At 71.7% G+C, this 26,731-nt stretch carries 24 protein-coding genes; 5 read left to right on the plus strand and 19 right to left on the minus strand.

Annotated features, from left to right (window positions below; all coding sequences use genetic code 11):
• Positions 1–205: 205 nt before the first annotated feature.
• From Scani_RS42300 to Scani_RS38610, 3 genes are all read right to left on the minus strand, one after another.
• Entirely contained in the window at positions 206–736 is a 531-nt protein-coding gene (locus Scani_RS42300) for a DUF5958 family protein (RefSeq protein ID WP_371872451.1), read from the minus strand.
• Between the two features lie 799 nt (positions 737–1,535).
• Entirely contained in the window at positions 1,536–2,795 is a 1,260-nt protein-coding gene (locus Scani_RS38605) for a DegT/DnrJ/EryC1/StrS family aminotransferase (RefSeq protein WP_159482698.1), read from the minus strand.
• 432 nt (positions 2,796–3,227) lie between these two features.
• The gene (locus Scani_RS38610) at positions 3,228–4,259 is read right to left on the minus strand and encodes a LacI family DNA-binding transcriptional regulator (protein ID WP_246296511.1); all 1,032 of its coding nucleotides are present in this window, start codon (positions 4,257–4,259) and stop codon (positions 3,228–3,230) included.
• Between the two features lie 147 nt (positions 4,260–4,406).
• Here Scani_RS38610 and Scani_RS38615 point away from each other — a divergent pair, with 147 nt between their 5' ends.
• The 4 genes from Scani_RS38615 to Scani_RS38630 all read left to right on the plus strand — a co-directional run bounded on the left by Scani_RS38615 (position 4,407) and on the right by Scani_RS38630 (position 9,369).
• On the plus strand, positions 4,407–5,732 hold the full coding sequence (locus Scani_RS38615; protein ID WP_159482699.1) for an ABC transporter substrate-binding protein: 1,326 nt from the start codon (positions 4,407–4,409) through the stop codon (positions 5,730–5,732).
• 5 nt (positions 5,733–5,737) lie between these two features.
• Positions 5,738–6,721 carry a carbohydrate ABC transporter permease gene (locus Scani_RS38620; protein ID WP_174872861.1) on the plus strand — a complete coding sequence of 328 codons (984 nt, stop codon included), beginning with the start codon at positions 5,738–5,740 and terminating at the stop codon, positions 6,719–6,721.
• The gene (locus Scani_RS38625) at positions 6,718–7,566 is read left to right on the plus strand and encodes a carbohydrate ABC transporter permease (protein ID WP_159482700.1); all 849 of its coding nucleotides are present in this window, start codon (positions 6,718–6,720) and stop codon (positions 7,564–7,566) included. Before Scani_RS38620 ends, Scani_RS38625 begins: the two co-directional genes overlap by 4 nt.
• Before the next feature lie 132 nt (positions 7,567–7,698).
• Positions 7,699–9,369 carry a glycoside hydrolase family 13 protein gene (locus tag Scani_RS38630; protein ID WP_159482701.1) on the plus strand — a complete coding sequence of 557 codons (1,671 nt, stop codon included), beginning with the start codon at positions 7,699–7,701 and terminating at the stop codon, positions 9,367–9,369.
• A gap of 22 nt (positions 9,370–9,391) precedes the next feature.
• Here Scani_RS38630 and Scani_RS38635 read toward each other — a convergent pair whose 3' ends face one another.
• The 16 genes from Scani_RS38635 to Scani_RS38710 form a co-directional block, all read right to left on the minus strand.
• On the minus strand, positions 9,392–10,162 hold the full coding sequence (locus Scani_RS38635; RefSeq protein WP_159482702.1) for a sirohydrochlorin chelatase: 771 nt from the start codon (positions 10,160–10,162) through the stop codon (positions 9,392–9,394).
• Between the two features lie 3 nt (positions 10,163–10,165).
• Positions 10,166–11,098 (minus strand): ABC transporter permease, encoded by a 933-nt coding sequence (locus Scani_RS38640; protein WP_159482703.1) that lies wholly within the window; start codon positions 11,096–11,098, stop codon positions 10,166–10,168.
• On the minus strand, positions 11,085–11,891 hold the full coding sequence (locus tag Scani_RS38645; RefSeq protein WP_159482704.1) for an ABC transporter ATP-binding protein: 807 nt from the start codon (positions 11,889–11,891) through the stop codon (positions 11,085–11,087). Before Scani_RS38645 ends, Scani_RS38640 begins: the two co-directional genes overlap by 14 nt.
• Before the next feature lie 42 nt (positions 11,892–11,933).
• Positions 11,934–13,043: an aliphatic sulfonate ABC transporter substrate-binding protein gene (locus Scani_RS38650; protein WP_159482705.1), complete on the minus strand. Its 1,110-nt coding sequence runs from the start codon at positions 13,041–13,043 to the stop codon at positions 11,934–11,936.
• Between the two features lie 213 nt (positions 13,044–13,256).
• The gene (locus tag Scani_RS38660; protein ID WP_159482707.1) at positions 13,257–14,618 is read right to left on the minus strand and encodes a sulfate adenylyltransferase subunit 1; all 1,362 of its coding nucleotides are present in this window, start codon (positions 14,616–14,618) and stop codon (positions 13,257–13,259) included.
• 2 nt (positions 14,619–14,620) lie between these two features.
• On the minus strand, positions 14,621–15,565 hold the full coding sequence (gene cysD, locus Scani_RS38665; RefSeq protein WP_159482708.1) for a sulfate adenylyltransferase subunit CysD: 945 nt from the start codon (positions 15,563–15,565) through the stop codon (positions 14,621–14,623).
• Complete coding sequence (gene cysC / locus Scani_RS38670) at positions 15,562–16,095, minus strand: adenylyl-sulfate kinase (protein ID WP_159482709.1); 534 nt, start codon at positions 16,093–16,095, stop codon at positions 15,562–15,564. The genes cysD and cysC overlap by 4 nt, the downstream gene beginning before the upstream one ends.
• A gap of 20 nt (positions 16,096–16,115) precedes the next feature.
• Positions 16,116–16,808 (minus strand): phosphoadenylyl-sulfate reductase, encoded by a 693-nt coding sequence (locus Scani_RS38675; protein WP_159482710.1) that lies wholly within the window; start codon positions 16,806–16,808, stop codon positions 16,116–16,118.
• Entirely contained in the window at positions 16,805–17,017 is a 213-nt protein-coding gene (locus tag Scani_RS41525; protein WP_159482711.1) for a hypothetical protein, read from the minus strand. The genes Scani_RS38675 and Scani_RS41525 overlap by 4 nt, the downstream gene beginning before the upstream one ends.
• A gap of 115 nt (positions 17,018–17,132) precedes the next feature.
• Positions 17,133–18,830 carry a nitrite/sulfite reductase gene (locus Scani_RS38685; RefSeq protein WP_159482712.1) on the minus strand — a complete coding sequence of 566 codons (1,698 nt, stop codon included), beginning with the start codon at positions 18,828–18,830 and terminating at the stop codon, positions 17,133–17,135.
• Between the two features lie 215 nt (positions 18,831–19,045).
• Complete coding sequence (locus Scani_RS42305; RefSeq protein WP_350257049.1) at positions 19,046–19,129, minus strand: putative leader peptide; 84 nt, start codon at positions 19,127–19,129, stop codon at positions 19,046–19,048.
• Between the two features lie 92 nt (positions 19,130–19,221).
• Positions 19,222–19,821 (minus strand): GNAT family N-acetyltransferase, encoded by a 600-nt coding sequence (locus Scani_RS38690; RefSeq protein ID WP_159482713.1) that lies wholly within the window; start codon positions 19,819–19,821, stop codon positions 19,222–19,224.
• A gap of 159 nt (positions 19,822–19,980) precedes the next feature.
• A complete protein-coding gene (locus Scani_RS38695; protein WP_159482714.1) occupies positions 19,981–20,670 on the minus strand; it encodes a class F sortase in 690 nt (229 codons plus the stop codon).
• 342 nt (positions 20,671–21,012) lie between these two features.
• Positions 21,013–21,873, minus strand: coding sequence for an LLM class flavin-dependent oxidoreductase (locus tag Scani_RS38700; protein WP_159482715.1), 861 nt, complete (start codon positions 21,871–21,873; stop codon positions 21,013–21,015).
• A 316-nt stretch (positions 21,874–22,189) separates the two neighbouring features.
• Positions 22,190–23,479: a GAF domain-containing protein gene (locus tag Scani_RS38705; RefSeq protein ID WP_159482716.1), complete on the minus strand. Its 1,290-nt coding sequence runs from the start codon at positions 23,477–23,479 to the stop codon at positions 22,190–22,192.
• Between the two features lie 476 nt (positions 23,480–23,955).
• Positions 23,956–25,599, minus strand: coding sequence for an acyl-CoA dehydrogenase family protein (locus tag Scani_RS38710; RefSeq protein ID WP_159482717.1), 1,644 nt, complete (start codon positions 25,597–25,599; stop codon positions 23,956–23,958).
• Between the two features lie 18 nt (positions 25,600–25,617).
• On the opposite strand from Scani_RS38710, the gene Scani_RS38715 reads away from it, so the two are divergent.
• Positions 25,618–26,721: a YihY/virulence factor BrkB family protein gene (locus tag Scani_RS38715; protein WP_159482718.1), complete on the plus strand. Its 1,104-nt coding sequence runs from the start codon at positions 25,618–25,620 to the stop codon at positions 26,719–26,721.
• Positions 26,722–26,731 lie beyond the last annotated feature (10 nt).

Genomic DNA, 26,731 nt, shown 5'->3' on the forward strand with positions numbered 1-26,731 from the left:
GTCTTGTCGTAGCGGGTGGCCAGCTGGGCCATTTGGTGATTCGTCACCGCCACCGCCCACCCCGCCTCGGCGTCCGGCCCGGTAGCAATGGCTGGATCTTCGCCACTGGGCGTCAATCAGCGACACACATCAACAAACGATTAAATGACCCGTAGGGGGCGACCCAGGGCCTCTATATGGGTCAGCGTGCCGCAGCTACGGCCGCTCACCGGGGGGGAAGCAGGTTATGCCATGCGTGTCCGCAGGTGTCTTTGCAGTACGTCTGCCTGCGGCGGGTGTCGGCGACGGAGAACACCGAGACGAGGATACGGAACGCTTTGACGTGTTCGTCGGCGGGTAGGGCTGCGAACCCGTAGCGAGGTGGATCCATGCAGATCATCACCGAAGGGTTGGCCGTGGGCTTTACACCGGACCGGGCAACTCCCGCGCGCCCGTCTGTCGCCGTGATGTGCGCTTGCATCGCGTAGCCGGCGACTTCTTGCAGTACAACCTGCCGTCCTACCGGGGAAAGGGCGCAGAACCAGGCTGTCCCGTCGTCCAACGTGCGAAGCCCTTGGGCGACCTCGTTGGCGACTCGCTCGGCTTCACGCCGAATGACTCGCCCATCCTCACTGTTTGTCCCCATCATCTCCCGATCATTCCAGATCGCCCCGGCAGTCACGGCCCCTTCGTCGCCCGGCCTCGCGCACTTGCGGCAGCGCTCGCCGCGATCCCGTAGGGGAGGGGAGGGAGTCATGACTCACGTGCCGACATCCACTGCTGATCCTGCGGTGCTTCCGCTCGCGTGCAGACGCACTGCTGTTGACGCCACCCGGTAGGTGCGCAGAATGACCTCACACTCCACCTCTCTCATGGGGTGGGGTCCTGCACCTCCGGCGATGACGAAACCAGGTGGTCATGCAGGTCGGCGCACTTGCCATTGGGTGGGGCATGTTCTTATTGCTCCCTGCCGTGCCCTGGTTCTTGTTCCCCGGGCGCCGGAAGAGGGGAGCGGTGGCGGCGCTCTTATGGGCGGGTGTGTGCGGTGCTTGGGCGCTGAACACCTATGGGGCGGGGGCCGTTCGGGTCCTCGCCGTCATTGTGGTCAGCTCGTCCGTGCGCGTGGTTGCCGAGATGGCCGGCGTTTTCGGTCGAGAGCGTGAGGTGCGTGCGCATCGCCTCACCTGCCTCGACTCCCCCTCGTGCGGGGTGAAGCACCGGACGGAGAGGATGCCGTACATCCTGGTGGCCTTCCTCGCCACGGCCTTCCTTCTGATGCTGTACACCGCATGGCCTCAGCGCTCAGAGGCACTTCGCTGTGGCGGCTGGTGCTGGTCAGGCCCGTATGCGGTGCTGCTGCAGGGGCCGGGGGCAGCCGGGTCCGGCCCCCATCCGTCGCCGCGGGTCATGGCGTGGGTTGTCTCGGCGAGGGTGCACATGTGGGCCCCGTCGCAGTCCCCGGGCCGCAGCGAATCCGACGTGTCCAGCGTGCTGATCTGCAGGGATGCCGGCTCGCGGTTGCCCTCCCCTTTCCGGCTTCCCTCTGTCCCCCCTCCCTAGTACCGCCCGCTCGCCGTCGTCGGCATCGACACCGGAGGCGGTGGACCGCCGTTCAGTTCGGCCAGCGACGCGTCCAGCGCCTCGACGAGGTAGTCCTCCTGAGAGGGCGTCAGCAGGGGGTGGCAGGGGAGGTTGAGGTGCTGGTCGAACCAGCTGCGTTCGGCGACCGGGCACTCGCCGCGCAGATGTCCTCGGTGGCGCCACTGGGGCAGCAGATGCTGGGGGAAGTAGCGCAGTTGGATCTCCACGCCCCTGCGGTCCAGCGCCAGGACGAGCCGGTCGCGTACCTCCTGGTGGTCGGCGAAGCAGGTGTAGAGGTGATAGGCGTGCTCGCTGTGGGCGGGCGCCAACTGGGGCGTGATGAAGGGGTAGCGGGTGAGTACCTCGTTGAGGCGCCCGGCGAGGGCGCGCCGACGGCCGACGGCGGCCCATAGTTCGGTGAGTTGAGCCTGTCCGAGGGCCGCTACGGTCTCCGGCATCGTCGTGTCCCTGCCGGTCCGCCGCGGAGAGCCGCGGTGCAGGGGTGCGGCGTGCGCGGCCCACGGCAGCAGGCCAGGACGAGCCGCTCCGGCCTGCGGGGTGCGCACGATACGGGTGTCCCGGTCGGCGGCGCGCAGCAGGCGGAAGCGTTCGGCCCAGTCGTCCCGGTCGCAGGTGATCAGACCGCCCTCGGCGGACAGGGTGCCGTTCCTGGCGTTGCGGAGGCTGAAGGTGGCCAGGTCGGCCAGCGAACCGGGACTCCGTCCGCGGTAGCGGGCGCCCAGTGCATGCGCACAGTCCTCCAGCACGATGAAGCCGTGGCGTCGCGCCAGCGCCATGATGCTGTCCATCTCGGCGGGGCAGCCGCCGTAGTGCACCAGCAGCAGAGCCTTGGTACGAGGGGTGATCAGCGCTTCCAGCGCGGCCGGGTCGATGTTGAGGGTCGTCGGGTCGATGTCGCAGAACCGGACGTGTACGTCGTGGTCGCACAGCGGCTGGACGGTCGCCCGGTGGGTCTGCGGGGTGGCGATCACCTCGTCGCCCGGTTCCAGATCGAGCATGCGGACCGCGAGCTGGAGGGCGACCGTTCCGCTGGTCACCGAGATCGCGTGGCGGCTGCCGACCGTCTCGGCGAAGGAGCGCTCGAACCCCTCGCGCCGGCTGCCCGTCGGCAGTGGGCTGGTGTCGTGGGCGAGCTCGGTCAGTACGGCCGCCTCGGCGCCGGCCGAGATGCTGCCCCGTTTCCCCCAGGGCACGACGTAGCTCCTGTCCAGCATCAGTTCCCCCAGATCGTCTGCGGCCGCACCGGTGGGTGTGCTCTCCCTATGAGAGTCGAAGGAGGCGTGTTGTTGAAGAGCCGGCGGTGGTCAGCAAGGTCAGTTAGGTCAGCTTCTCGGCTACGTCGGCGCTCGTTCGGCACAGCGCAAGTCGAGACGGGGGACGCGGACGGCTCCGCTGCCCCGGGTTCGGCGACGGTAGCGGCGCGTGCGGCGAGAAGAGTCCCTCTCGGGGCCGAGCCGCCATGCCCGGCGTCCGGCCGGAACCCCCGCCGGCCGGGCTTTCGTGCTGCCGCGCGCCCCGCCTCGGGACCGGGACGGTGCGAAACCCCTTCCCCCGCCCCGCCCCGCCCCGTGACCGGGACGCGCGAGGGCCCTTCCCGCCCCGCCTCGTGCCCCGGACGGCGCGAAGCCCCTTCCCCCGCCCCGCCGTTACCCCTTCCCCGGCGGCGGCCCCGTGCTGCCGCGGGGGACGAGTTCGGTGGGCAGGACGATGTGGCGTTCGTGGGCGCCGTCGGTGTTGTCGATCACTGCGCGGGTGAGGCGGACGGCGGTGCGTCCGATTTCCACGGCGGGCTGGGCGAGGGTCGTCAGGCCCATGACGTCCGCCATCACGTGGTCGTCGAAGCCCATCACCGAAACCCGGCCCGGTACCGGGACGTTGGCGTCGCGCAGGGCCGCGAGCAGTCGGAAGGCCATGTCGTCGGTCTCGGTGAACAGGGCGGTGGGCGGGTCGGAAAGGCTCAGCAGCCGTCCCACCGCCGGGGCCATGCCGCCGCCCTTCCAGTCCGGCACGCTCATGACGAGCGATGTGTCGTGCTCCAGCCCGGCTTCGGTGAGTGCCCGCAGGTGGCCGGTGAGCCGGTTCTTGCTGCTCCAGGCGAAGCCCGTGGTGTCGGACGTCTGGAGGAAGGCTATCCGCCGGTGCCCGAGGTTGATCAGATGGCGGGTGCCGCGCAGGGCGGCGTCCTCGTCGTCCACGTAGACGCTGGGGCGTCCCGGGGCGTGCTGGCTGACGAAGACCAGGGGCATGCCCAGGTTGTCGAGGCGGGCGCGTTCGGCGGGGGAGAGGGAGAAGCTCACCACGAGCAGGGCGTCGGCGTTGCGGCGGGCGGGCAGCCGGTCGAAGAAGTCGGCCCGTTCGTGCACGTCGGTCACGCTGTAGACCAGCAGTTCGAGGCCTGCCTCGCGCAGCGCGGGGGCCATGCCGGACAGCGCCGAACTCAGGAACCACGACGCCAGGTCCGGCATCAGGACGGCGACTCGTCCGGTGCGGCCGGTGACGAGGCTGGAGGCGCTGCGGGTGATCGCGAAGGAGAGTTCGCGGGCTGCGGCTTCCACCCGGGCGCGTGTCGTGTCCGAGACCGTCGACAGCCCGCGCAAGGTGCGCGAAACGGTGGACACCGAAACCCCCGCCCGATGGGCCACATCGGCCATCGTGGCCTCGCTCTGCGCTGAGGACATGCCGGGACGCTAGCACAAAAGGGCGATGACAGCGTTGCCAAGAGATCATCTTGAAATCTGTCGTTCACGAGCCGTTGACCTGATGACAAGGCCACTTCTAGCCTGCAAGCGCTGTCATCGATGACAGCCAAGACGTGAGGAGCACTCATGGCCTTGAGCCGCAGAACCCTGCTCGCGGGCGGTCTTGCCGCCGGAGCCGGGCTCACCAGCGGTTGCGCGGGCAAGCCCTTGGACACCCTGCTGACCCAAGCCGCCCATGTCCCGCGTACCCCGGCCACTCTCACCTGGTGGGTATCCGAAATCCCCTCCCGGAACGGCCCCGTGGTGGCAGACCTGATCATCCGCGCCTTCGAGCGCCGCCATCCGCACATCCATGTCCGAAAATCGAACGCCCTGAGCACCACCGACGGCAATCGTGCCGCGGTCACCACCCAGCTCGCGGGCGCCTCGCCCACTCCTGACGTCTACCTCGGTGACACCACCTGGCCCGCCCAGTTCGGCGCCAACTCCCTTGCGCTGCCGCTGCAGACGCTGCTGCCCAAGGACTTCTGGACGGCCTATCCGGCGGCCCTGCGGCGGGTCAGCGAATACCGCGGCGCCGTCTACGCGCTGCCCTTCTTCACCGACAGTGCCTTCCTCTATTACCGCAAGGACCTGCTGGCGAAGCACGGCCGGCCGGTGCCCCGCACCTGGGAGGAGCTGCTGCGCACCGCACGCACCGTCCAGCGGGCCGGGGACGCCCCGTACGGGTTCCTCTGGCAGGGGTCCGTATCGGAGTCGCTGACCTGCAATGTCGCCGAATTCCTGGCCGACGCCGAGGCCCCCGTACTGGACGGCGCGGGCCGGGTGGCGCTGAACGGGCCGGGCGCGGAGCGGGCCTTCTCCCTGATGCGGGAGTTCACCGAGACCGGGGTGACGCCCTCGACGGTCACCACCTATGTGGAGGCCGACTCGCAGGACGCCTTCACCGGCGGCCGCGGTGTCTTCCTGCGCAACTGGTCCTACGCCTGGGGCAATGCGGCCGACCGCACGGTCTCCAAGGTGGCGGGCAAGGTCGGCGTCGCGCCCCGCCCCGGTTTCGAGGGCGACGGGCCGCGCGGGGTGAGCTGCGCCGGGGGCTGGAGCAACTTCATCAACCCCAACTCGCGTCACCTCGGGGCCGCAGTCGCTTTCGCCCGGTTCTGTGCAGGTGAGGAGGCGCAGATGATTCTGCTGAAGAACGCCGGGGTGATTCCGGCGCTCGACGAGGTGTTGACCCGGCGGGAGGCGCGCGCGGTCGGCGATCCGACGCTCGCCCGGGTGCGCGAACTGCAGCTGGTCGCCCGGCCCGTGCAGACCCCGTACTACCCCCAGGTCAGCAAGGCGCTCTACACCCGGGCCAATGCCGTGCTCGGCGGCCGGGCCACGCCCGCCCAGGCCGTGCGCGCCGCCCGCGCCGACATCCGGACCGCGCTGGAAGGCGGGGCGCTGTGAACGCCATGACATCCTCCGCTCCCGTGTCGCGGCGGCCGGCCCCGGAGGAGGCCGGACCGCATGCGGCGCAGGCGCCCCGTGGCGGCGGCCCGGCCCGGGTGAGCAGACGCCGCCGGGCGCGCACCGGCTGGTTCTTCGCCTCCCCGGCGCTGCTGGTCATCACCGCCGTGACCGTCTTCCCGGTGCTCTTCTCGCTGCTGCTCAGCTTCGCCGATGTCCGCCTGGAGTACGGCGGGTTCCGCATCCTCTCCCTGACGGGAGACCACTACGCCGCCGTGCTGAGCAGCCCGGAATGGCGCCAGGCGCTCGTCTTCACCTTCGGGTTCACCGCCGTCACCGTCCTGCTGGAACTGGTGCTGGGCACCGCGGCCGCTCTCGTCCTGGAACGGCTGGGGGCCGCCCGCGGCTGGGTCCTGGCCGTCCTGCTGCTGCCCTGGGCCTTGATCAATGTCGTCGCCGCCCAGCTGTGGGGGTATCTCTACAACGGCACCTACGGCGGCCTGACCTGGCTCTTCGAGCAGATCCTCGGCCATCAGCCGGACATCCTCGGGCAGCCCGCCTCCGCCATCAGCGCCATGGTGGTGGTCGATGTCTGGAAAACCACCCCCTTTGTCGCGATTGTCGTCCTCGCCGGGCTGATGCTGATTCCCGGAGACGTCTACGAGGCGGCAGAGATCGACGGCGCCGGCACCTGGACGACGTTCTGGAAGGTGACCCTCCCGCAACTGCGCCCGATCATGGCCATCGCCGTCCTCTTCCGCATCCTGCAGGCCTTCGGCATCTTCGATCTGCCCTTCGTCCTGACCCAGGGCGGTCCCGGCACCGCCACCGAGTCCCTGGCGATCCTCGGGTACAAGACGCTCTTCCAGAACCTCGCCATCGGCCGCGGTGCGGCGGTGGCGACCACCACCGCCGTCATCGTGATCACGTGTTGTCTGCTCTTCCTGCGGGTCTTCCGGACGCAGGCCGACGAAGGAGGGCGGGCATGAACCGCCGTGCCCCGGCGTCCGGCATCCGCCGGTACGTCAACGCCGTCAACGTGGGCGGTCTGGCGATCGTCGTGCTGTCGGCACTGCCGCTGTACTGGATGATTGTGTCGTCCTTCAAGGGACCGGGCGAGATCAGCGCCGCCCCGCCGACCCTGGTGCCGAAGGCGGCGACGCTCGGCAACTACGCCGAGGCCTTCGTCCGCAACGGCATCGGCCGCTACCTGCTCAACAGCGTGCTGGTGGCGTCGGTTTCCACGGTCGTCGTGCTGGGGCTGTCCTTCTTCGCGGGGTACGCCCTGGGCCGCACCCCGCTGCGGGGCCGCGGCGCCATCATGACCGCGCTGCTGATGCTCTCCGTCTTCCCGCCGATCGCGCTGGTCGTCCCGCTCTTCCTGCTGGAGCGGCAGTTGGGGCTGCTCAACAGCTATGCGGGCCTGATCGTGCCCTATGTCGCGCTCAACCTCCCGTTCGCCATCTGGATCATGCGCAACTACCTGGCCGGTGTCCCCCGTGAGCTGGAGGAGGCGGCGACCGTCGACGGCGCCGGCCCGCTGCGCACCGTCCTGACCGTCATCGCGCCGCTGGCCCGGCCGGGGCTGTTCACCGCGGGCATCTTCACCTTCACCGCGACCTGGTCGGAGTTCCTGCTCGCGCTGACCTTCAACAGCGAGGACGGCCACCGCACCGTCCCGGTCGGCATCGCCCTGTTCACCAGCCAGTACACGGTCCCCTACGGGACGCTGTTCGCGGGAGCCGTGGCGGCCACCCTCCCCATCGGCGTCCTGGTCATGATCTTCCGCCGCTCGATCGTCTCGGGCATGACCTCAGGGGCGGTGAAGGGATGAGACCGGCGTCCCCAGGGCCCGCCGGCCCCGCCGCACCCGACCGCATCCGGCGCCGCAGCGCGCCCGCTTCCTCCCCCAGCTAGCGCTGGGAGGTGCCCCCATGCGACCGCTCTCGCACCGAAAGGCCTCCACGTGACCGCACAGCACCTCGGCTCCGACCGCAACACCACCGACTGGTGGCGGCAGGCCGTCGTCTACCAGGTGTATCCGCGCAGCTTCGCCGACCTCGACGGCGACGGCATCGGGGACCTCCCCGGCGTCACCTCCCGGCTGCCCTACCTCGCCGACCTCGGTGTGGACGCCATCTGGCTGAGCCCCTTCTACCCCTCGCAGCTGGCCGACGGCGGCTATGACGTCGACGACTACCGCAATGTCGACCCGCGGCTGGGCACCCTCGACGACTTCGACGCCATGGTGGCCGAGGCGCACCGCCTGGGCCTCAAGGTGATGGTCGACATCGTGCCCAACCACTCCTCCGACCAGCACCTCTGGTTCCAGGAGGCGCTGCGCGCCGCGCCCGGATCCGCAGCCCGGGAGCGCTATGTCTTCCGCGAGGGCAAGGGCGAGCACGGTGAACTGCCGCCCACCGACTGGGTCTCCTGCTTCGGCGGCCCCGCCTGGACCCGGCTGCCCGACGGCTGGTGGTACCTCCACCTCTTCGCCCCCGAGCAGCCCGACTTCAACTGGGACAACCCCGAGGTCCGCGCGGACTTCCGGCACACCCTGCGCTTCTGGTCCGACCGCGGCGTCGACGGCTTCCGGGTCGATGTGGCCCACGGCCTGGCCAAGGACCTGGCCGCACCGCTCCGCGACATCGGCACCGTCGAGGGCTACACGCCGGGAGACCTGCCCGAGGACGGCAGCCACCCCTTCTGGGACCGCGACGAGGTGCACGACATCTTCCGCGACTGGCGCAAGGTCTTCAACGAGTACGACCCGCCGCGGGTCGCCGTCGCCGAGGCGTGGGTACGCAGCTCCCGCCGTACCGCGTACGCCACCCCGCAGGAACTCGGCCAGGCCTTCAACTTCGACTTCCTCAAGGCCCCGCTGCACGCCGGGGAGCTGCGCTCCTCCATCGACACCGCACTCGCCGACGCGCGGGCGGCCGGGGCGACCGCGACCTGGGTGCTCTCCAACCACGATGTGATCCGGCACGCCTCCCGGTACGGCCTGCCGGACGGCCGCGACGAGGAGGCCTGGCTGCTCTCCGACGGCCAGGAGCCCGTGCTGGAGCGGGAGTTCGGGCTGCGCCGGGCGCTGGCCGCGACGTTGCTGATGCTGGCGCTGCCGGGCTCCGGCTACGTCTACCAGGGCGAGGAACTGGGCCTGCCCGAGGTCGCCGGCCTCTCCCGGGACAGCCTCCAGGACCCGGTGTGGACCCGGAGCGGCGGGCTGCTGAAGGGCCGGGACGGCTGCCGGGTACCGCTGCCGTGGCGCCGCGAGGGCGCCTCGTACGGTTTTGGGGGCGGAGGTTCCTGGCTGCCGCAGCCGGCGGGCTGGGGCGAGCTGTCCGTGGAGGCGCAGCAGGGTGTGGCGTCGTCACCGCTGGAGCTGTACCGGGCGGCGCTGGCCACCCGCCGCCGGCTGCTGGCCGACGAGGCGCTGGAATGGGCCGACGACGCGCCGACGGCCCACCCGGACGTGCTGCACTTCCGCCGCTCGGGCGGCTGGGGGTGCGTGACCAACCTGTCGGACGAACCCCGGCCGCTGCCGGCCGGCGAACTGCTGCTGTCCTCCGCACCGGTCAGCGGCGACGAACTGCCGGCCTGGACGACGGTCTGGCTGCGCACCCCGCAGGCCTGAACCGCCGCGCCGCGGGGGCCCGTCAGGCGCTCAGCGCCGTCAGGTCCCCGCGGGCGCGGTCCAGGACGGACGCGTCGTAGCGCCGCAGCAGCAGGCGGGCCAGCTCGGGCGCCGGGCCGAGGACGGGGGCGAGCACATCGGCCCCCGCCTCGCGGGCCCCGGCGGCGATTCGGTCCGGCAGGAAGCCGGGGGCGATGACGTACGGGGCCACCGCCACCCGGTCGACGCCCTCGGCGCGGAGGGCGTGCACGGCGTCGGCCGTGCGGGGAAGAGATGCGGAGGCGAACGCAGGTCGCACGGCACACCAGCCAGCGGTGTGCCGCCACTCCCGCGCGATTTCAGCGATCACTGCGATCGCCTCCGGGTCCGAAGAGCCCGCCGAGGCCAGGACGACTCCGGTCGAGCGGCGGTCGCCGGGCCGCAGCCCGGCCTCCTCCAGCCGGCGCTCCAGCGCGGCGGTCAGGAGGGGAGAAGGGCCGAGCACCTCGGCCTGGCGGACGGACAGCAGGGGCAGCCGCGCGGCCGCCTCCCGCAGGACCGCCGGGATGTCGGACTTCGCGTGGAAGGCCCGGGTGAGCAGCAGCGGCAGCGCCACCACCTCCCGCCTCCCCTCGGCCGCCAGACGCTCCAGCACCCGCGGCACCCGGGGCGCGTTGAAGTCGAGATAGCCGACCTCGACGCGCAGCCCCGGCCGCAGCGCCCGGACCCGCGCACAGAGCGCGGAGACGGCCGCCGCGTGCCGCGGATCGCGGCTGCCGTGGGCGATGACGAGAAGTGTGGGGCGTGTGTCCATGGGTCAGCTCTTCACGAGGAGGCCGCGGCTGCGCAGCACCCGGCGTTCGATCGGGGCGAAGATCAGCAGCTCGATGCCGATGCCGACGATGAGGATGAGCAGGATCGCGGCGAGCACCCAGGACATGTCCTGGAACTCGCGGCCCTGCTCCAGCAGCTGGCCCAGTCCGGTGCCCAGATCCGGCGCGTTGACGATGAGCTCGGCGGCCATCAGGGAGCGCCAGGAGAACGCCCAGCCCTGCTTGAGCCCGGCGATGTAGCCCGGCAGGGCGGCCGGCAGCAGCACATGCCGTACCCCCGTCAGACCGGTGGCGCCGATGGTGCGGCCCGCCCGCAGGTAGAGCGGGGAGATCTGGTCGACGCCCGCCACCAGGCCGTTGGCGATGGACGGGACGGCGCCGAGCAGCACCACCGCGTAGATCGTGGCGTCGCTCAGCCCGAACCAGATGATCGCGGCCGGGACCCAGGCCACCGACGGCAGCGACTGCAGACCGCTCAGGATCGGCCCGATCGCGGCCCGTACGACCTTGACCCGGGCGACGACCAGCCCGAGCACCGTCCCGAGGCCCACCGAGGCCACGAAGCCCAGGGCGCCGCGGGAGACACTGGTCCACACGAAGCCCAGCAGGGTGCCCTCGAGCCACTTCTGCTGCAGCGAGTGCGCGACGTCGACGGGGCTCGGCAGGAGGTAGTGCGGCTTCAGCTCGAAGTGGTAGGCGAGCTGCCACAGTCCGAGCACGATGACGATCGCGATGAGCGGGGGGAACGCCTTCGAGGCCGCGGTGCGCAGCCACGGCTGCCGGTCGACGACCCTGGATTCCAGGGCGTCGAGCCCCGCCTCCAGACCGGCGATGTCACCGGCCCTGGCGGCGGTGCCGTCGGCCGCGGTGTCCGCGCCGCTCCGGACGGCGGCGGACGTGGTCTCAGTGCTGGCCATGACGGCGGATCTCCCCACGGAGCTGTTCGGTGATCTCGATGGAAAGGTCGGCGACCGCGGAGTCCTCGATGCGCCGCGGCTGCGGGATGTCCACCCGCCACTCGTGCGCGATCCGGCCAGGACGGGAGGAGAGCAGCACCACCCGCTCGGCGAGCCGCACGGCCTCGCGGACGTTGTGCGTGACGAACAGGACCGAGAGGTCGGTCTCGCGCCAGATGCGGGTCAGCTCGTCGTGCAGCACATCGCGGGTGATCGCGTCGAGTGCGGCGAACGGCTCGTCCATCAGCAGCAGTTGACTGTCCTGGGCCAGGGCGCGGGCCATCGCCACACGCTGGCGCATACCGCCCGACAGCTCGTGCACCCGCTTGCCGTGGGCGCCCTTGAGCCGGACGAGTTCGAGCAGCCGCTCGGCTTCGTCGCGGCGCTCCGCGCGCGGCACCCCGCGCAGCCGCAGCGCCAGTTCGATGTTGCGGCCCGCGGTCAGCCACGGGAACAGCGCATGCTCCTGGAACATCAGGGCCGGCCGGCCACCGGGCGTCTCGATGGCGCCGGCGGACGGCGCGTCGAGCCCGGCCACGAGGTTGAGGAGGGTGGACTTGCCGCAGCCCGAGGCCCCCAGGAGGCAGACGAATTCGCCGGGCGCCACATCGATGGTGATGTCGTCCAGGACATGCTGCTGTGCGCCGGTGCGGCCGAACGACTTCGAGACATGGTCGATGCGAGCCGCGTACGGCACGGTGGTGCCCGTGTCCGCCGTGGCGGGCTGCTGCTTGGTGAGCGTGGTGGTCGTCATCGGTGTCACCTCCTGGGGGAGTGCGGTACTGCGGGGGCGGGGCTACTTGCTGCCGAGTCCGGCGTCGGAGACCGGCGGCCTGCCCTCGGACTTGAGCACCTTGTTGAGCAGGGTGAGGTCGTAGATGCCCTTGAGGTCGGGCTTCTTGAGCAGGCCTGCCTTGACGGCGTGATCCGCCTCCTCCTCGAGGGTGGCGGCCAGCGGGTCGTCGGTGACGTCGACGTTCTTGAACGCCGGGTCGATGACGTTGTCCGGCAGTGCCTTGCCGGAGACGTCCGGAGAGGCGAGCTTGTCGTTGAGGGCCTTCTTGGCCTCGGCCGGGTGCGACCGGATCCAGGCGTTGGTCCGCACCGAGGCCCGCAGTACCGCCTCGACGGCCTTGGGGTGCTCCTTGAGGAACTTCTGCGAGACGATCATGTTCGTGATGACGAACTTCCCGTCCTTCCACAGCTTCTTCTCGTCCAGCAGCGTCCTGCCGCCCTCGGCGACCAGCTTGGAAGCGGTGGGCTCGGGAACCCACGCGGCGTCGATGCCGCCCTGCCGGAAGATCGTCGGCGTCACCTTGTTGTCGGTGCGCTGGACGGTGACATCGCCCTTGCCCGTGGTGGCGTCGACCTTGAGGCCCTTCTGGGCCAGGTAGTGCAGCAGCGCCACGTCCTGGGTGTTGCCCAGCTGCGGGGTCGCGATCGTCTTGCCCTTGAGGTCGTCCAGGCTCTTGATCTTCTTCGGGTCGACCACGAGCGAGACACCGCCGGAGGCCGAACCGCCAATGATCTTCAGGCTCTTGCCGTGCGACTTGGCGTAGCCGTTGATCGCGGGGGAGGGGCCGATCCAGCCGATGTCGATGGCGCCCGAGTTGAGCGCCTCGATCTCGGCGGGGCCCGCGTTGAAGGTGGAGGACTTCACCTTGGTGCCGCCCAGTTCCTTCTGGAACCGGCCGGTCTGGAGACCGACCAGCGGCGTGGCGTGCGTGGTGTTGCCGAAGAGGCCGATCGTGACGTGATCGAGCCCGTCGGTCTTGGCGCCCTTGGGCGCGACACCGGCCGACGTGTCCTTCTTGGCCTCGGAGCCATAGCCGCAGGCGCCCAGCGCCCCTATCAGGAGCGGGACGGTGGCGGCGGCCGCCAGCAGGCGGTGACGAACGGCAGACACGGGAGGGGTTCCTCTCGGAGGGCCGGGTCAGTACGCGCCTTCTATGGCGCGCCCGGCAGATCGATGGATCTTCGGAAGGGAGGTGCGGGGCATACGGAGTCGGGCATCGTCAGCACACACATCGGCCGACTCCGCCCTGCCCGCTGCCCAGGGCGCCGCTGCCGATGCGGCCGCCCTCCTTCGCGAAGGTCGAGAAGATGTCCTTGAGCATGCTCAGAAGTCCCATCCCTCGTCGTCCGCGGCGTCGGCCGGAGCGGCCTCGGCGGCCGCCTCGGCAAAGGCGTTGCCCGCCATGCCCGCGGTCAGCGTCGTACCGTCGGCCGGGTCGATCAGCAGGAAGGATCCGGTGCGGCGGGAGTCGGCGTAGGCGTCCAGGGCCAGCGGCTCGGCCGTACGGACCACGATCCGTCCGATGTCGTTGGCGACCAGCTCACCGGGCGCCGGGTGCTGGGAGAGGTCGTCCAGCGTCAGCCGGGACGGGATGTCCTTGACGATCGCCTTGACGGTGCGGGTGGTGTGCTTGAGCAGCACCCGGTCGCCGACCTTCAGCGGACGGTCCGCCACATGGCAGATGGTCGCCTCGATGTCCTGCGAGACCCCCGGCGCGGTGGCCGTCGGGGCGATCAGGTCACCGCGCGAGACGTCGATGTCGTCGGCGAGCCGGACGGTGACCGACTGCGGTGCCCAGGCGACGTCCACGGCCTGGCCCAGCGCGTCGATCGCCTCGATGGTGCTGGTGCGGCCCGAGGGCAGCACGGTGACGGCGTCGCCGACGCGCAGCACGCCGGAGGCGATCTGGCCCGCGTAGCCGCGGTAGTCGGGGTGTTCGGCGGTCTGCGGACGGATGACGTACTGGACCGGGAAACGGCCGGGGTCCTCCGAGGGGTCCGCGACGACGGGCACGGTCTCCAGGTGCTCCAGCACGGTCGGACCGCCGTACCAGTCCATGTTCGCCGAGGGGGACACGACGTTGTCGCCGGCCAGCGCCGAGATCGGGATCGCGGTGATCTCCGGGACGCCCAGCGAGGCCGCGTACGTCGTGAACTCCTCCGCGATGGCGGCGAAGACGGGCTCGGCGTAGTCGACCAGGTCCATCTTGTTGACGGCCAGCACCACGTGCGGGACGCGCAGCAGGGCGGCGACCGCGGCGTGCCGGCGGGTCTGCTCGACCACGCCGTTGCGGGCGTCGACCAGCACCACGGCCAGCTCGGCGGTGGAGGCGCCGGTGACCATGTTGCGGGTGTACTGCACATGCCCGGGGGTGTCCGCCAGGATGAACCGGCGCCGCGGGGTGGCGAAGTAGCGGTAGGCGACGTCGATGGTGATGCCCTGCTCGCGCTCGGCGCGCAGCCCGTCGGTCAGCAGCGCCAGGTCGGGCGTCTCCTGACCGCGGCCCAGGGAGGCCCGCTCGACGGCCTCCAGCTGGTCGGCGAGCACCGACTTGGAGTCGTGCAGCAGCCGGCCCACCAGCGTCGACTTGCCGTCGTCGACGGACCCGGCGGTGGCGAACCGCAGCAGCGAGGTGGCACCGGCGTCGACGACGTCGAGGGCGCCCGTGTTCGTGGTCGTGCTCATGGTTAGAAGTACCCCTCGCGCTTGCGGTCCTCCATGGCGGCCTCGGACATCTTGTCGTCGGCCCTCGTCGCGCCCCGTTCGGTGAGCCGGGACACGGCGATCTCCGCGATCACGGCCTCGATGGTGTCGGCGTCGGAGTCGACGGCACCGGTGCAGGACATGTCGCCGACGGTGCGGTAGCGCACCTGCCGCGTCTCCAGGCTCTCGTCGTCCTTGGGGCCGCCCCACTCGCCGGGCGAGAGCCACATGCCGCTGCGGGCGAAGACCTCGCGCTCGTGGGCGTAGTAGATGGCGGGCAGCTCGATCTTCTCGCGGGCGATGTACTGCCACACGTCCAGCTCGGTCCAGTTGGACAGCGGGAAGACCCGCACATGCTCACCGGGCGAGTGCTTGCCGTTGTAGAGCTGCCACAGCTCGGGGCGCTGCCGGCGCGGGTCCCAGCCGCCGAACTCGTCGCGCAGCGAGAAGACCCGCTCCTTGGCGCGCGCCTTCTCCTCGTCCCGGCGGCCGCCGCCGAAGACCGCGTCGAAGCGGTTCTTGTCGATGGCGTCCAGCAGCGGGACGGTCTGCAGCGGGTTGCGGGTGCCGTCGGGGCGCTCGCGCAGCTCACCGCGGTCGATGAAGTCCTGTACGGAGGCGACGTGCAGCCGCAGGCCGTGCCGCTCCACCGTGCGGTCGCGGTAGTCGAGGACCTCGGGGAAGTTGTGCCCGGTGTCGACGTGCAGCAGCGAGAACGGCACCGCGGCCGGCGCGAACGCCTTCAGTGCCAGGTGCAGCATGACGATGGAGTCCTTGCCGCCGGAGAACAGGATCACCGGCCGCTCGAACTCACCCGCCACCTCGCGGAAGATGTGCACCGCCTCGGACTCCAGGGAGTCGAGGTGGGAGAGGGCGTACGGATTGTTCGCGTCCTCGGTGTTCCCGGTCACCGCAGTGACGGTCGTCATGCCAGTCCCCTTTCGGTGAGCAGCGCGTGCAGCGCCGCCGCGGACTCCTGCACGGTCTGGGTGTGCGACTCGATGCGCAGGTCGGGTGATGCGGGTGCCTCGTACGGGTCGTCCACGCCGGTCAGGCCGGAGATCTCACCGGCCGCCTGCTTGGCGTAGAGCCCCTTCACATCCCGCTCGGAGCACACCTCGACGGGCGTGGCCACATGCACCTCCAGGTAGGGGGTGCCCTCGCTCTGGTGGCGTCCCCGCACCGCCTCCCGGCTGTCCGCGTACGGCGCGATCACCGGCACCAGCGCCTTGACGCCGTTGCTCGCCAGCAGTTCGGCCACGAAGCCGATGCGCTGGACGTTGGTGTGCCGGTCCTCGCGGGTGAAGCCGAGGCCCGCGGAGAGGAACTCGCGGATCTCGTCGCCGTCGAGCACCTCCACGCGGTGGCCGTCGCCGCGCAGTCGGCCGGCCAGCTCGTGCGCGAGCGTCGTCTTGCCCGCGCTCGGCAGACCGGTCAGCCAGATCGTGGCGCCCGTCATGGATATCTCCTGATGCTCGGTCATCCGTGCAGCCCGCACTCGGTCTTGTTGCTGCCGGCCCAGCGGCCGGCCCTTGCGTCCTCGCCCTCCAGCACCCGGCGGGTGCAGGGCGCGCAGCCGACGGAGGCATAGCCGTCCATCAGCAGCGGGTTGGTGAGCACCCCGTGCTCGGCCACGTACGCGTCCACGTCGGCCTGCGTCCAGCGGGCGATCGGCGAGACCTTGACCTTGCGCCGCTTGGGGTCCCAGCCGACGACCGGGGTGTTCGCCCGGGTGGGCGACTCGTCCCGGCGCAGGCCCGTCGCCCAGGCGTCGTAGCCGGCCAGGCCCGTTTCGAGCGGCTCGACCTTGCGCAGCGCGCAGCACAGGTCAGGGTTGCGGTCGTGCAGCTTCGGGCCGTGCTCGGCGTCCTGCTCGGCGACGGTCCGACGCGGCGTCAGGGTGATGACGTTGACGTCCATCACCTCGGCCACCGCGTCCCGGGTCCCGAGGGTCTCCGGGAAGTGGTAGCCGGTGTCCAGGAAGACCACGTCCACGCCGGGGAAGGCCCGCGAGGCCAGGTGCGCGACGACCGCGTCCTCCATCGAGGAGGTGACGCAGAAGCGCGGACCGAAGGTCTTCGCGGCCCATTCGAGGATCTCCAGGGCGGGCGCGTCCTCCAGGTCCCGGCCCGCCTGTTCGGCCAGCTGCTGAAGGTCGGTAGCGGTGGTCACGTGGTACCTCCGTCGGAAGCGGAAGCGGAAGCGGAAGCGGAAGCGGAAGGGGGCCGGCCGGTGCTGCCCGGCGCCAGCAGACCCAGGAACTTCAGCCGGAACGCGCGGCTGCAGGCACGGCATTCCCAGGCACCGTGGCCCTCCTCGGAGGGCTGGAGGTCCTCGTCCCCGCAGTACGGGCAGTAGAACGGCGCGGCGCGTTCGCTCACTGTGTCCCCCGCTCGGCCTCGGCGCGCTCAGGTGCGCCGGCTTCCCTCGTCACTGCTCGTTCCTTCGTCACTGCGCGGCTCCTCGGTCCAGCCGGCGCCGCGCGCCGAGGCCCGCTCACTTCAGCGCACCCTCTTCCGCACGGGCCGCCCACTGGGCGAACCGCTCGTCGTCCGTGCGCTGCGCCTCGAAATTGCGCAGCACCCGCTCGACGTAGTCGGGGAGTTCGTCGGCGGTGACCTTCAGGCCGCGGACCTTGCGGCCGAAGCCGGCCTCCAGGCCCAGCGCGCCGCCCAGGTGCACCTGGTAGCCCTCGACCTGGTTGCCGTCGTCGTCCAGGACCAGCTGGCCCTTGAGGCCGATGTCCGCGACCTGGATCCGGGCGCAGGCGTTCGGGCAGCCGTTGAGGTTGATGGTGACCGGCTCCTGGAAGTCCGGCATCCGGCGCTCCAGTTCGTCGATGAGCGAGGCGCCCCGGCCCTTGGTCTCGACGATGGCGAGCTTGCAGAACTCGATGCCGGTGCAGGCCATCGTGCCGCGCCGGAACGGCGAGGGGGTGACCTGGAAGTCCAGCGCCTCCAGCCCGGCGGTGAGCGACGCGACCTGGTCCTGCTCGACGTCGAGGATGATCATCTTCTGCTCGACGGTGGTGCGCAGCCGGTCGGAGCCGTGGGTGGCGGCCAGTTCGGCGATCTTGGTGAGCGTGGTGCCGTCGACCCGGCCGACCCGCGGTGCGAAGCCCACGTAGAAGCGGCCGTCCTGCTGCTGGTGCACGCCGATGTGGTCGCGCCACCGGGAGCGGGGCTCCTCGGGCGCGGGGCCGTCGACCAGCTTGCGCTGGAGGTACTCGTCCTCCAGCACCTGGCGGAACTTCTCCGGACCCCAGTCGGCCATCAGGAACTTCAGCCGGGCGCGGGTGCGCAGCCGTCGGTAGCCGTAGTCGCGGAAGATGCCGACGACACCGGCCCAGACGTCCGCGACCTCGTCCAGCGGCACCCAGGTGCCCAGGCGCTGGGCCAGCTTGGGGTTGGTGGACAGGCCGCCGCCGACCCAGAGGTCGAAGCCGGGCCCGTGCTCGGGGTGGACGGCGCCGACGAAGGCCACGTCGTTGATCTCGTGGACCACGTCCTGGACGGGCGAGCCGGAGATCGCGGTCTTGAACTTGCGCGGCAGGTTGGAGAACTCCTTGCTGCCGATGTAGCGGTCGTGGATCTCCTCGACGGCCGGGGTGCCGTCGATGATCTCGTCCGCCGCGATACCGGCCACCGGGGAGCCGATGATCACGCGCGGGCAGTCGCCGCACGCCTCGGTCGTGGAGAGCCCGACGGCCTCCAGCTTCTCCCAGATGGCGGGGACGTCCTCGATGCGGATCCAGTGCAGCTGGATGTTCTGCCGGTCGGTGATGTCCGCGGTGCCGCGGGCGTACTCCTCGGAGACCTCGCCGATGGCGCGCAGCTGGGCCACGGACAGCCGTCCGCCGTCGACGCGGACCCGCAGCATGAAGTACTTGTCGTCCAGCTCCTCCGGCTCCAGGATCGCGGTCTTGCCGCCGTCGATCCCGGGCTTGCGCTGGGTGTACAGGCCCCACCAACGCATCCGCCCGCGGAGGTCGTTGGGGTCGATGGAGTCGAAACCCGACTTGGAGTAGATCGTCTCAATGCGTGTCCGCACATTGAGACCGTCGTCGTCCTTCTTGAACTGCTCGTTGCCGTTGAGCGGCGTGTGGTGGCCCACGGCCCACTGGCCCTCGCCGCGGTGGCGTCCGGCCTTGCGGCGGGTCGTGGCAGCTGCGGGGACTTCGGGGGAGGCGGCCATGGGTGTACGTCCTTCTGGGCGGGCTCAAGGAATGCGGACGGGGCGCTGGGCACCCACGATGACCTGCGCAGACATACCGAAAGGCGGCGCGTGGCACACGCGTCGGAAAGGTCTGTGGATCAAGGGGTGTCAGCGCGTCCGCGACGGTGGGGACGGCAGGAGATGCGGTGGTGCTGGGTGCTGCCCGGGGCCGAAGGCCCCTGGTGAATACAGCCTCAGCCCGCCCGACAAATGGCGCTGGACATGCGGCCGAGGTCGACGTGCCGCCGACTCACCAAGGCAATTCCAGCTCGAGACATGACGGAAGCGTGTCACGCCGCTCTCCGGCCAGTCCACCGTTATCCAGAATCCGGACACCTCTGTCTCGCATCACGAGACAATGTGGTTTGGGTCACTCCCCGGCGGATGCGCCGGCCGTGGTGGGCCCCGCGCCGGGCCAGGGGCCGGGGGCCGTCACGTCGGGCTCCTCGGTCACCGTGGTCTCGTACACCCGGAAGCCGCGCCGCTCGTAATTGGCCTTCGCGTGCGGGCCGTCCTGGCTGCACGTGTGCAGCCACACCCGCTTGGTCCGTGCCAGGTCCGGCCACCGCTCGGCCAGGTCCCAGGCCCGCTCGGTCCCGTACGTGAGCAGGTGCCCGCCGATCCGGCGCCCCTGGAAGTCCGGCACGAGCCCGAAGTAGACGATCTCCACGGAGCCGTCCGCCTCCGCCGCCAGCTCGATGAACCCGGCGGGGGTGCCGTGCTCGTACGCCACCCAGGTCTCGACTCCGGGGCGCCCGAGATGCGCCGCCCACTGGGCGTACGACCACGTCAGCCGGTCGGTCCAGTTGACGTGCCGGCCCACCGCGGTATGGAGGAAGCGGCTGAATTCGGGCGACGGCACCTCGGACCGGACGATGCGGAGATCCTGCTCGGCCGGCGGCTCCCCGGCGGGGGACAGGTCGGCGGGCGAGGTCTGCTCGAGGTACCACGTGGTGACCGAGATGCTCATGCGGTCAGCACATCACACCGGGAGCGGGGGGACGGGGGTCGGTCCGAAAGGAGTGAGGGGAGGGGGAGGGAAGAGGAAAGGGGAGGGGCGAGGGGGTGCTCAGGGGCTGCTCTGAGGTGACCGTCCGCATGGTGAGACATCGGCTCACAGTGTGAGGGATCAGCGGTGCCCGGTCTCATCGGCTCCGGCCCTGGTCATCCGGGCGAAGACCACCACGTTGCTCGCGTAGCCGGAGCCCGGCTCGTAGGCGCCGCCGCAGGTCAGGACGCGCAGCTCGGGGCGGCCGGTGGCGCCGTAGACCTTCTTGGCCGGGAACTTCCGCTTGTCGAAGACCTGGATGCCGTAGACCTCGAAGACCGCGGTCCGGCCGTCCCGGCGGGTCACCCGGATCGTCCTGCCCTTCTCCAGGGCGCCCAGCCCGTAGAAGACCGCGGGCCCGCTGAGACTGTCGACGTGCCCGACGATGACGGCGGTGCCGTTCTCGCCCGGGGTCGGTGCGCCCTCGTACCAGCCGGCCAGCCGGGGTTCGTCGGCCGGCGGGGCCTCGATCCAGCCGTCCTTGCCCAGGCCCAGCGGCATCAGCGGGGCCGACACATCGAGCGAGGCGATCGCCACCCGGGAGGGGGCGGAGCGGGGCAGCGGCGGCGGCGCGGGCCCGTCGGGCGGGAGATCGCCGGGGAAGAGTGCGGTGCCGGCCTCCGGCTGCGGCGGCCCGTCCGCCTCACCGGACAGTCCTTGGCGCACCATGCCGAGGCCGATGAGCCCGGCCAGCGCCAGTACGCCCCACCGGGGCCGGCGTGCGGCCGCAGGCTCCCCGGCCGTCGCCTCCGGCGGGTCCGTCGGGCTCATCGCTCACCTCCCGTGACCGCGTTTCCGGGGCGCCGGGGCGCACGGTCCGCTGTCGGCACGCTAGGCGCGCGACCGGGCGGGGGCGACAGCAGGCGATCGAACGGGTGGCGGACGCCGAATGATCGCGCCGAAGCGCCGCCCCGGATCGCCGTACTGCCGGATCGCCGCGCCGCGCCCCGCACCGTCCCGGCGTGCCACCGGGCGCCGGACGGCCGGCCCGGGGCGCCCGCCCGGCCGCTTCCCCTCCGCACGCCGCGCCCCTGCCGGTCCGCTTGCCACGGGCCCCCGGCCGGACGCCGCCCGCCCGCTCACGACCAGGCGGCATCCGGCCGGGTACCCCCCCTACGGCACCGGGAACACCGCCTCGGCCAGGCGCTCGACCTGGTCGGGGTCGGGGGACCAGCAGTAGAGCATCACCTCGTCCGCGCCCATCGCGCGGTAGGCGGCCACCGCCGCACGGATCTGTGCCGCGGTGGTGAGCAGGCCCTTCACGACATGGTCGGTGTAGTCGCTCGGCCGGTAGTACGCGCGCAGTTCCTCGCGGGCCCGGTCGAGTGTCGGCTCCGGGCCGAGGGCGACATTGACCTGGGCCAGCAGCCGCGGCCGGCCCGTACGGCCGGCCCGGGACCAGGCCGTCTCCACCGCACGGAACATGCCGTCCATCTGCGGGGCCGGGAGTGCGGCGCCGAGAAACCCGTCGCCCCAGCGGGCCACGCGCTCCACCACGGCGGGCACGAAACCGCCGAACAGCACCTCGGGCCCACCGGGCCGGGCGGGAGCCGGGCCGATCGGGCCGACGTCCGCGGAGAGCGGCGCACCGGACCAGAGGCGGCGCAGGGTGGCCAGCTGCCGGTCGAGGCGCCGGCCGCGGGTGCGGAGGTCGACACCGGCGGCCAGGTAGTCGTCGTCGCGTCCGCCGATGCCGATGCCCAGGGTGAAGCGGGAGCCGGAGAGCAGATCGAGCGTCGCGGCCTGCTTGGCGAGCAGCGTCGTACGGTGCAGCGGGGCGAGCAGCACCTCGGTCTGCAGCCGGATCCGGGAGGTCGCGCCGGCCAGTGTGGCGAGCGTGATCAGCGGCTCGGGGTTGTCGAACACGAGCCGGTCGAGCAGGGCGAGGGTGGTGAAGGGGGTGGCTTCGGCGCGCCGGGCCCAGCTCAGCAGCTGTGCGGGATCGCCGATGGGAAGGCCGAGGCCTACGGACATGGAGGGTCCTCCGGAAGAACGTGCGGGCATGAGTGATCGCGGATTGTCGTGTCGCCCACTCATTCGGCTCCGCGCGTTCGCTGCGCGCGGGCTGCTCCCGTTCTGCGACGTCCTTCTGGAGAGCTGGGGTCAGAGTGCGGTCACCTTACGACGCGGGCACGCAGGTCCGCATCGGGTTTTCTCGCGGTGTGCACCCCGGCCCAGGTCCCGGCCCTCCTCGTCCGCGGGCGCGCGGCGTCCCTGATGCATCGTCAATCGCCCTGGCTGCAAAGCTCCGTGAGGCGCCGGACTCCCTGGACCCGTCACCCCGGCCCCGTCACCCCTGCCGCGCCGCCGCCACCGCCGGGGCCAGTGACTGCGGGAGCAGATGGGCGGGCCGTGGTGGCAGCAGGAGCTCCACTTCCACCCCGTCCGCGAACCGGTACGGCCGGTGTGCCAGGACGCTCGCGAGATGGCGGCGCAGCCGGGACAGTTCGGCCCGCACCGTGACCGTACGGCTGTCGTCGCCGAAGAGGTCGCGGGCGAGTTCGGCGGCGCTGCGGCCCTGCGGATGCGCGGCGAGGACGAACAGCAGCTCCGCATGACGCGGGGTCAGCTCGTGGGACCAGCTGCCGGCCGCCCCGCTGACGGTGACCGTCGAACCGTCCCGGCCGCTGACGTCCAGCACCACCCGGCTCGGCCCCATCTCCCGCTCCTGCCGCCCGACACGGACCAGCCAGCCGCCCGGCAGCGGCTCCAGGGCGCACATGCCGTACCGCGGCAGCCACAGCGGCCCGGCCTCGGGCGTCTTGGGCAGTGCCACCCGGTCCGGCGGCGTCATGCCCGTCACCCCCACGACCCAGCCGCTGGGGTCGACGGCCAGTGCCCGCCCGCCGATCCGTGCCAGCACCGGTGCCGCGCTCGACCGCAGCCGTTCCAGGGACAGATGGTGGCGGGTGCGCAGCTCGCCCTCGGCGAGCCGGGCGACGGAGGAGACCAGGGAGAGCGTCGTGGGGTGGAAGGAGGGCGCCGGACCGCTGATGTCCACCGTGCCCAACAGGCGCCCGTCGCGCGGGTCGTGGAGCGGCGCCGCGGCACACGTCCATGCGTGGTGGCTGCGGACGAAATGCTCCGCGGAGTGCACCAGCACCGGCCGGCGGGCCACCAGCGCGGTGCCGATGGCGTTGGTGCCGACGACGCCCTCCGTCCAGTCGGCGCCCTTGTCGAAGCCCAGCCGGTCGGCCATCCGCCGGACCGGTGCGCTGCCCTCGCGCCACAGCACCCGGCCCTCGGCATCGGTGACGACCATGATCTGCTGCGCGGCATCGGCGGACGGCAGCAGCCCCTCGGTGAACACCGGCAGCACCGTCGCCAGCTGGGACACCTGCCGACGGTGCTCCAACTCCGCGACGGGAAGCGGGTATTGCGGCCGGTCCCGCTCCGGGTCGACGCCCGAGACCAGCACCCGGCGCCACGATTCACCGATCACCGCACGCGGCGCGTCGGACGCCTCGCCGGGCGCCATCCCGCCCGCGAGCGCCGCCTCGTGGACCGTGGCGAGGCGGTGTGCGGTGGCGCGGTTGTCCTGGGCCGACCGGACGGCGCCGTCGATCGCTCTGTCGCTCACGCTGTTCTCCGTAGTGCCCTGTCCTCGGGTCGTGCCGTCCCTCGGGTCGTGCCTCTCGTGCGCTCACCGGCCGTCCTGGAAGGGCCCATTGTCCCGGTCCGCCTCCGGGCGCTGCAACGCACTGCAACCGTTGTCGCTCACGACGCGTTGCGGGGAGTCTGGCCGGAGCGGCCGATGGTGTCTCGCCACCGCGGGTTCACCGGTCACCCGTCGGGAGCCCGCCGGATGTCGCCGGGACTCCATCGGCCGCCCTACGTGACGTCGGCGCGGTGCGGGAGGTGGCCGCTGCCCCGCGCGCGGACGCACCGGGGACCTTTCGGGAGGCCCGGGACACCCTTGTACCGGGAGCGGTGCCGAGTCGGCGCGGCACCGCTCCCCGACCGACGTGGCGGCGGTAACCCCCTGTCCCCGCCGCCTCATGAGGCGACGGCCCGGAGGCGACGGGGAGCCGCCGCCGCGTCGGGCCGGTGCCGCGCTCAGTCGTCGGCCACCGGCCGCGCCCGCGCCACCACGGACGCGAGATCCAGCGTGTGCGGCAGCGTCCCGAACGCCGCGCCCCCGTCACCGCCGAGCCGGGCGGCGCAGAACGCGTCCGCGACCTCGGGCGGCGCATGGCGCACCAGCAGCGCACCCTGGAGGACCAGCGCCATCCGCTCCGTCAGCCGCCGGGCCCGCGCCTCGATGCCCTCCAGATCGGCGAGTTCGGTGAGCATCCCCCTGATGGCACGGTCCAGCCGGTGGTCCGCGCCCCGTGCCGTCCCGATCTCGGTCAGGAACGCGTTCAGCGCCTCGGGTTCGCGCCGCAGGGCCCGCAGGACGTCCAGCGCCTGGACGTTGCCGGAGCCCTCCCAGATCGAGTTGAGCGGCGCCTCGCGCAGCAGCCGCGGCAGCCCCGACTCCTCCACATAGCCGTTGCCGCCCAGGCACTCCAGCGCCTCGGTCACCATCGGTGTGCAGCGCTTGGTCACCCAGTACTTCGCCGCCGGCACCGCCAGCCGCAGGAAGTGCCGGTCCTGCTCGGTGCCGCTGTCGTATGCCGCCGCCAGCCGCAGCGCGAGCGTGGTCGCCGCCTCCGACTCCAGCGCCAGATCGGCCAGCACATTGCGCATCAGCGGCTTGTCGATCAGCCGGTCCCCGAAGGCCTCCCGGTGCGCGCTGTGGTGCACCGCCTGCGCCACCGCCTGCCGCATCACCGCCGCCGACGCGGTGACACAGTCCAGCCGGGTCGCCGCGACCATCTCGATGAGGGTCGCCACCCCGCGCCCCTCCTCGCCGACCCGGCGCGCCCAGCTCTCCCCGTCGAACTCGACCTCGGCCGAGGCGTTCGAGCGGTTGCCGAGCTTGTCCTTGAGCCGCTGGATGCGGAAGGCGTTACGGCTGCCGTCCGGCAGGACCCGCGGCAGCAGGAAGCAGGTGAGGCCTCCCGGCGCGCGGGCCAGCACCAGGAAGGCGTCCGACATCGGCGCCGAACAGAACCATTTGTGACCCGTCAGTACGTACTCGCCGGGTGCGGCGAGCGGCTCGGCGCGGGTCGTGAGGGCCCGCAGGTCGCTGCCGCCCTGCTTCTCCGTCATGGCCATCCCGGCCAGTGCGCCGCCCTTCTGGGCGACCGGGCGCAGCTCCTGCTCGTACACCCGCGAGGTCAGCAGCGGCTCCCACTCGGCCGCCAGCTCGGGTTCGGCGCGCAGCGTGGGCACCGCGGCATGGGTCATCGACACCGGGCAGCCGTGACCCGCCTCGGCCTGGGTCCACACGAGGAAGCCGGCGGTGCGGCGGACATGGCCGTCCGGCCGGGACCATGCGCCGGTCAGGCCGGCCGTGACGGCATGGCCGAGCAGCCGGTGCCACGCCGGGTGGAACTCCACCTCGTCGATCCGGTGGCCGTAGCGGTCGTGGGTGCGCAGGACCGGGGGATGCGCGTTCGCCTGTTCGCCCCACTGCCGGGCGTGCGCGGAGCCGGCCGCCTGCCCCAGTGTGCTGAGCTCTTCGCGTACCTCGTCGAGCCGGACGTCGGCGACATACCGGGCGACGCCCTCGGTCAGGGCCGCATCGCCGGTGAAGACGTCGTATCCGACCAGCGGCGGAGGCTGGTTCGTGACCGTGTGAGTGGTGGCTGCCATGCCAGATACGGTAAGGAGGTGCAGCCGGCAAACGAACCAACCGAGCGGCCCGCGGGCCGTCTGACCAAGGCCCGTGCCCTCTATCGCAACGTCTCCAAGCGCCGGCTGGCCTGGCTCCTGCTCAAGGACACGGTCAACTCCTGCATGAAGTACCGCGTCACCGGCCTGGCCGCCGAGGCCGCCTTCTGGAGCCTGCTGTCGTTGCCGCCGCTGATCCTCGGGCTCCTGGGCGTGCTCGGCTACACGAACGACTGGATCGGGCACGACACCCTCGACAACGTCCGCCGGCACATCCTCGGCGCCGCCGGCACCGTCCTGTCGAACAAGGGCGTGAACGAGATCGCCCGGCCGCTGCTCGACGACGTGTTCACCGGCCGGCGCCCGGACGTCATCTCCCTCGGCTTCGCCATCGCCCTGTGGTCCGGGTCCCGGGCGATGAACGTCTTCGTCGACACCATCACCATCATGTACGGGCTCGACGGCCGGCGGGGCATCATCAAGACCCGGCTGCTGGCGTTCGTGCTGTACCTCGCCGCGCTGGTCGTCGGCGCCGTCGCGCTCCCGCTGATGGTCGCCGGACCCGATACCGTCGTGGGCTGGCTGCCGGCGAGTGAGCACATCATCCGGGCGCTGTACTGGCCGGTCGTCCTGCTCCTGTCGGTCGCCTTCCTGACGACGCTCTACCACGCGTCCGTACCCGTCCGTTCGCCCTGGCCGGAGGACATTCCCGGCGCGGTGGTGGCGCTGGGCATGTGGGTGCTCGGCAGCTTCCTGCTTCGGCTCTACCTCACCTCGACGGTCGAGGGGCCCACCATCTACGGCTCGTTGGCCGCGCCGGTCGCGGTGCTGCTGTGGATCGGGGTGTCCGCCTTCGCGGTCCTGGTCGGCGCCGCGATGAACGCCTCACTCGACCGGGTGTGGCCGTCGGTCGCCACGGCCGCGGCCCGCGAGGAGGTCGCGCGGCGGGCGGCCGCCAAGGCGGAGGCGAAGTCGGGACGTGGTGAGGCGGGTGCCGAGGAGACGGGAAGCGGTGAGGCGGGTGCCGAGCGCGCGAACGGGTCCGCGGCGGACGGAGACGAGCGCGGCGGCGACGACGGTGAGCCGGACCGCGGAGGCTCCTGACCCGGCCCCG

It is taken from the genome of Streptomyces caniferus (assembly GCF_009811555.1).
GTDB lineage: Bacteria > Actinomycetota > Actinomycetes > Streptomycetales > Streptomycetaceae > Streptomyces > Streptomyces caniferus.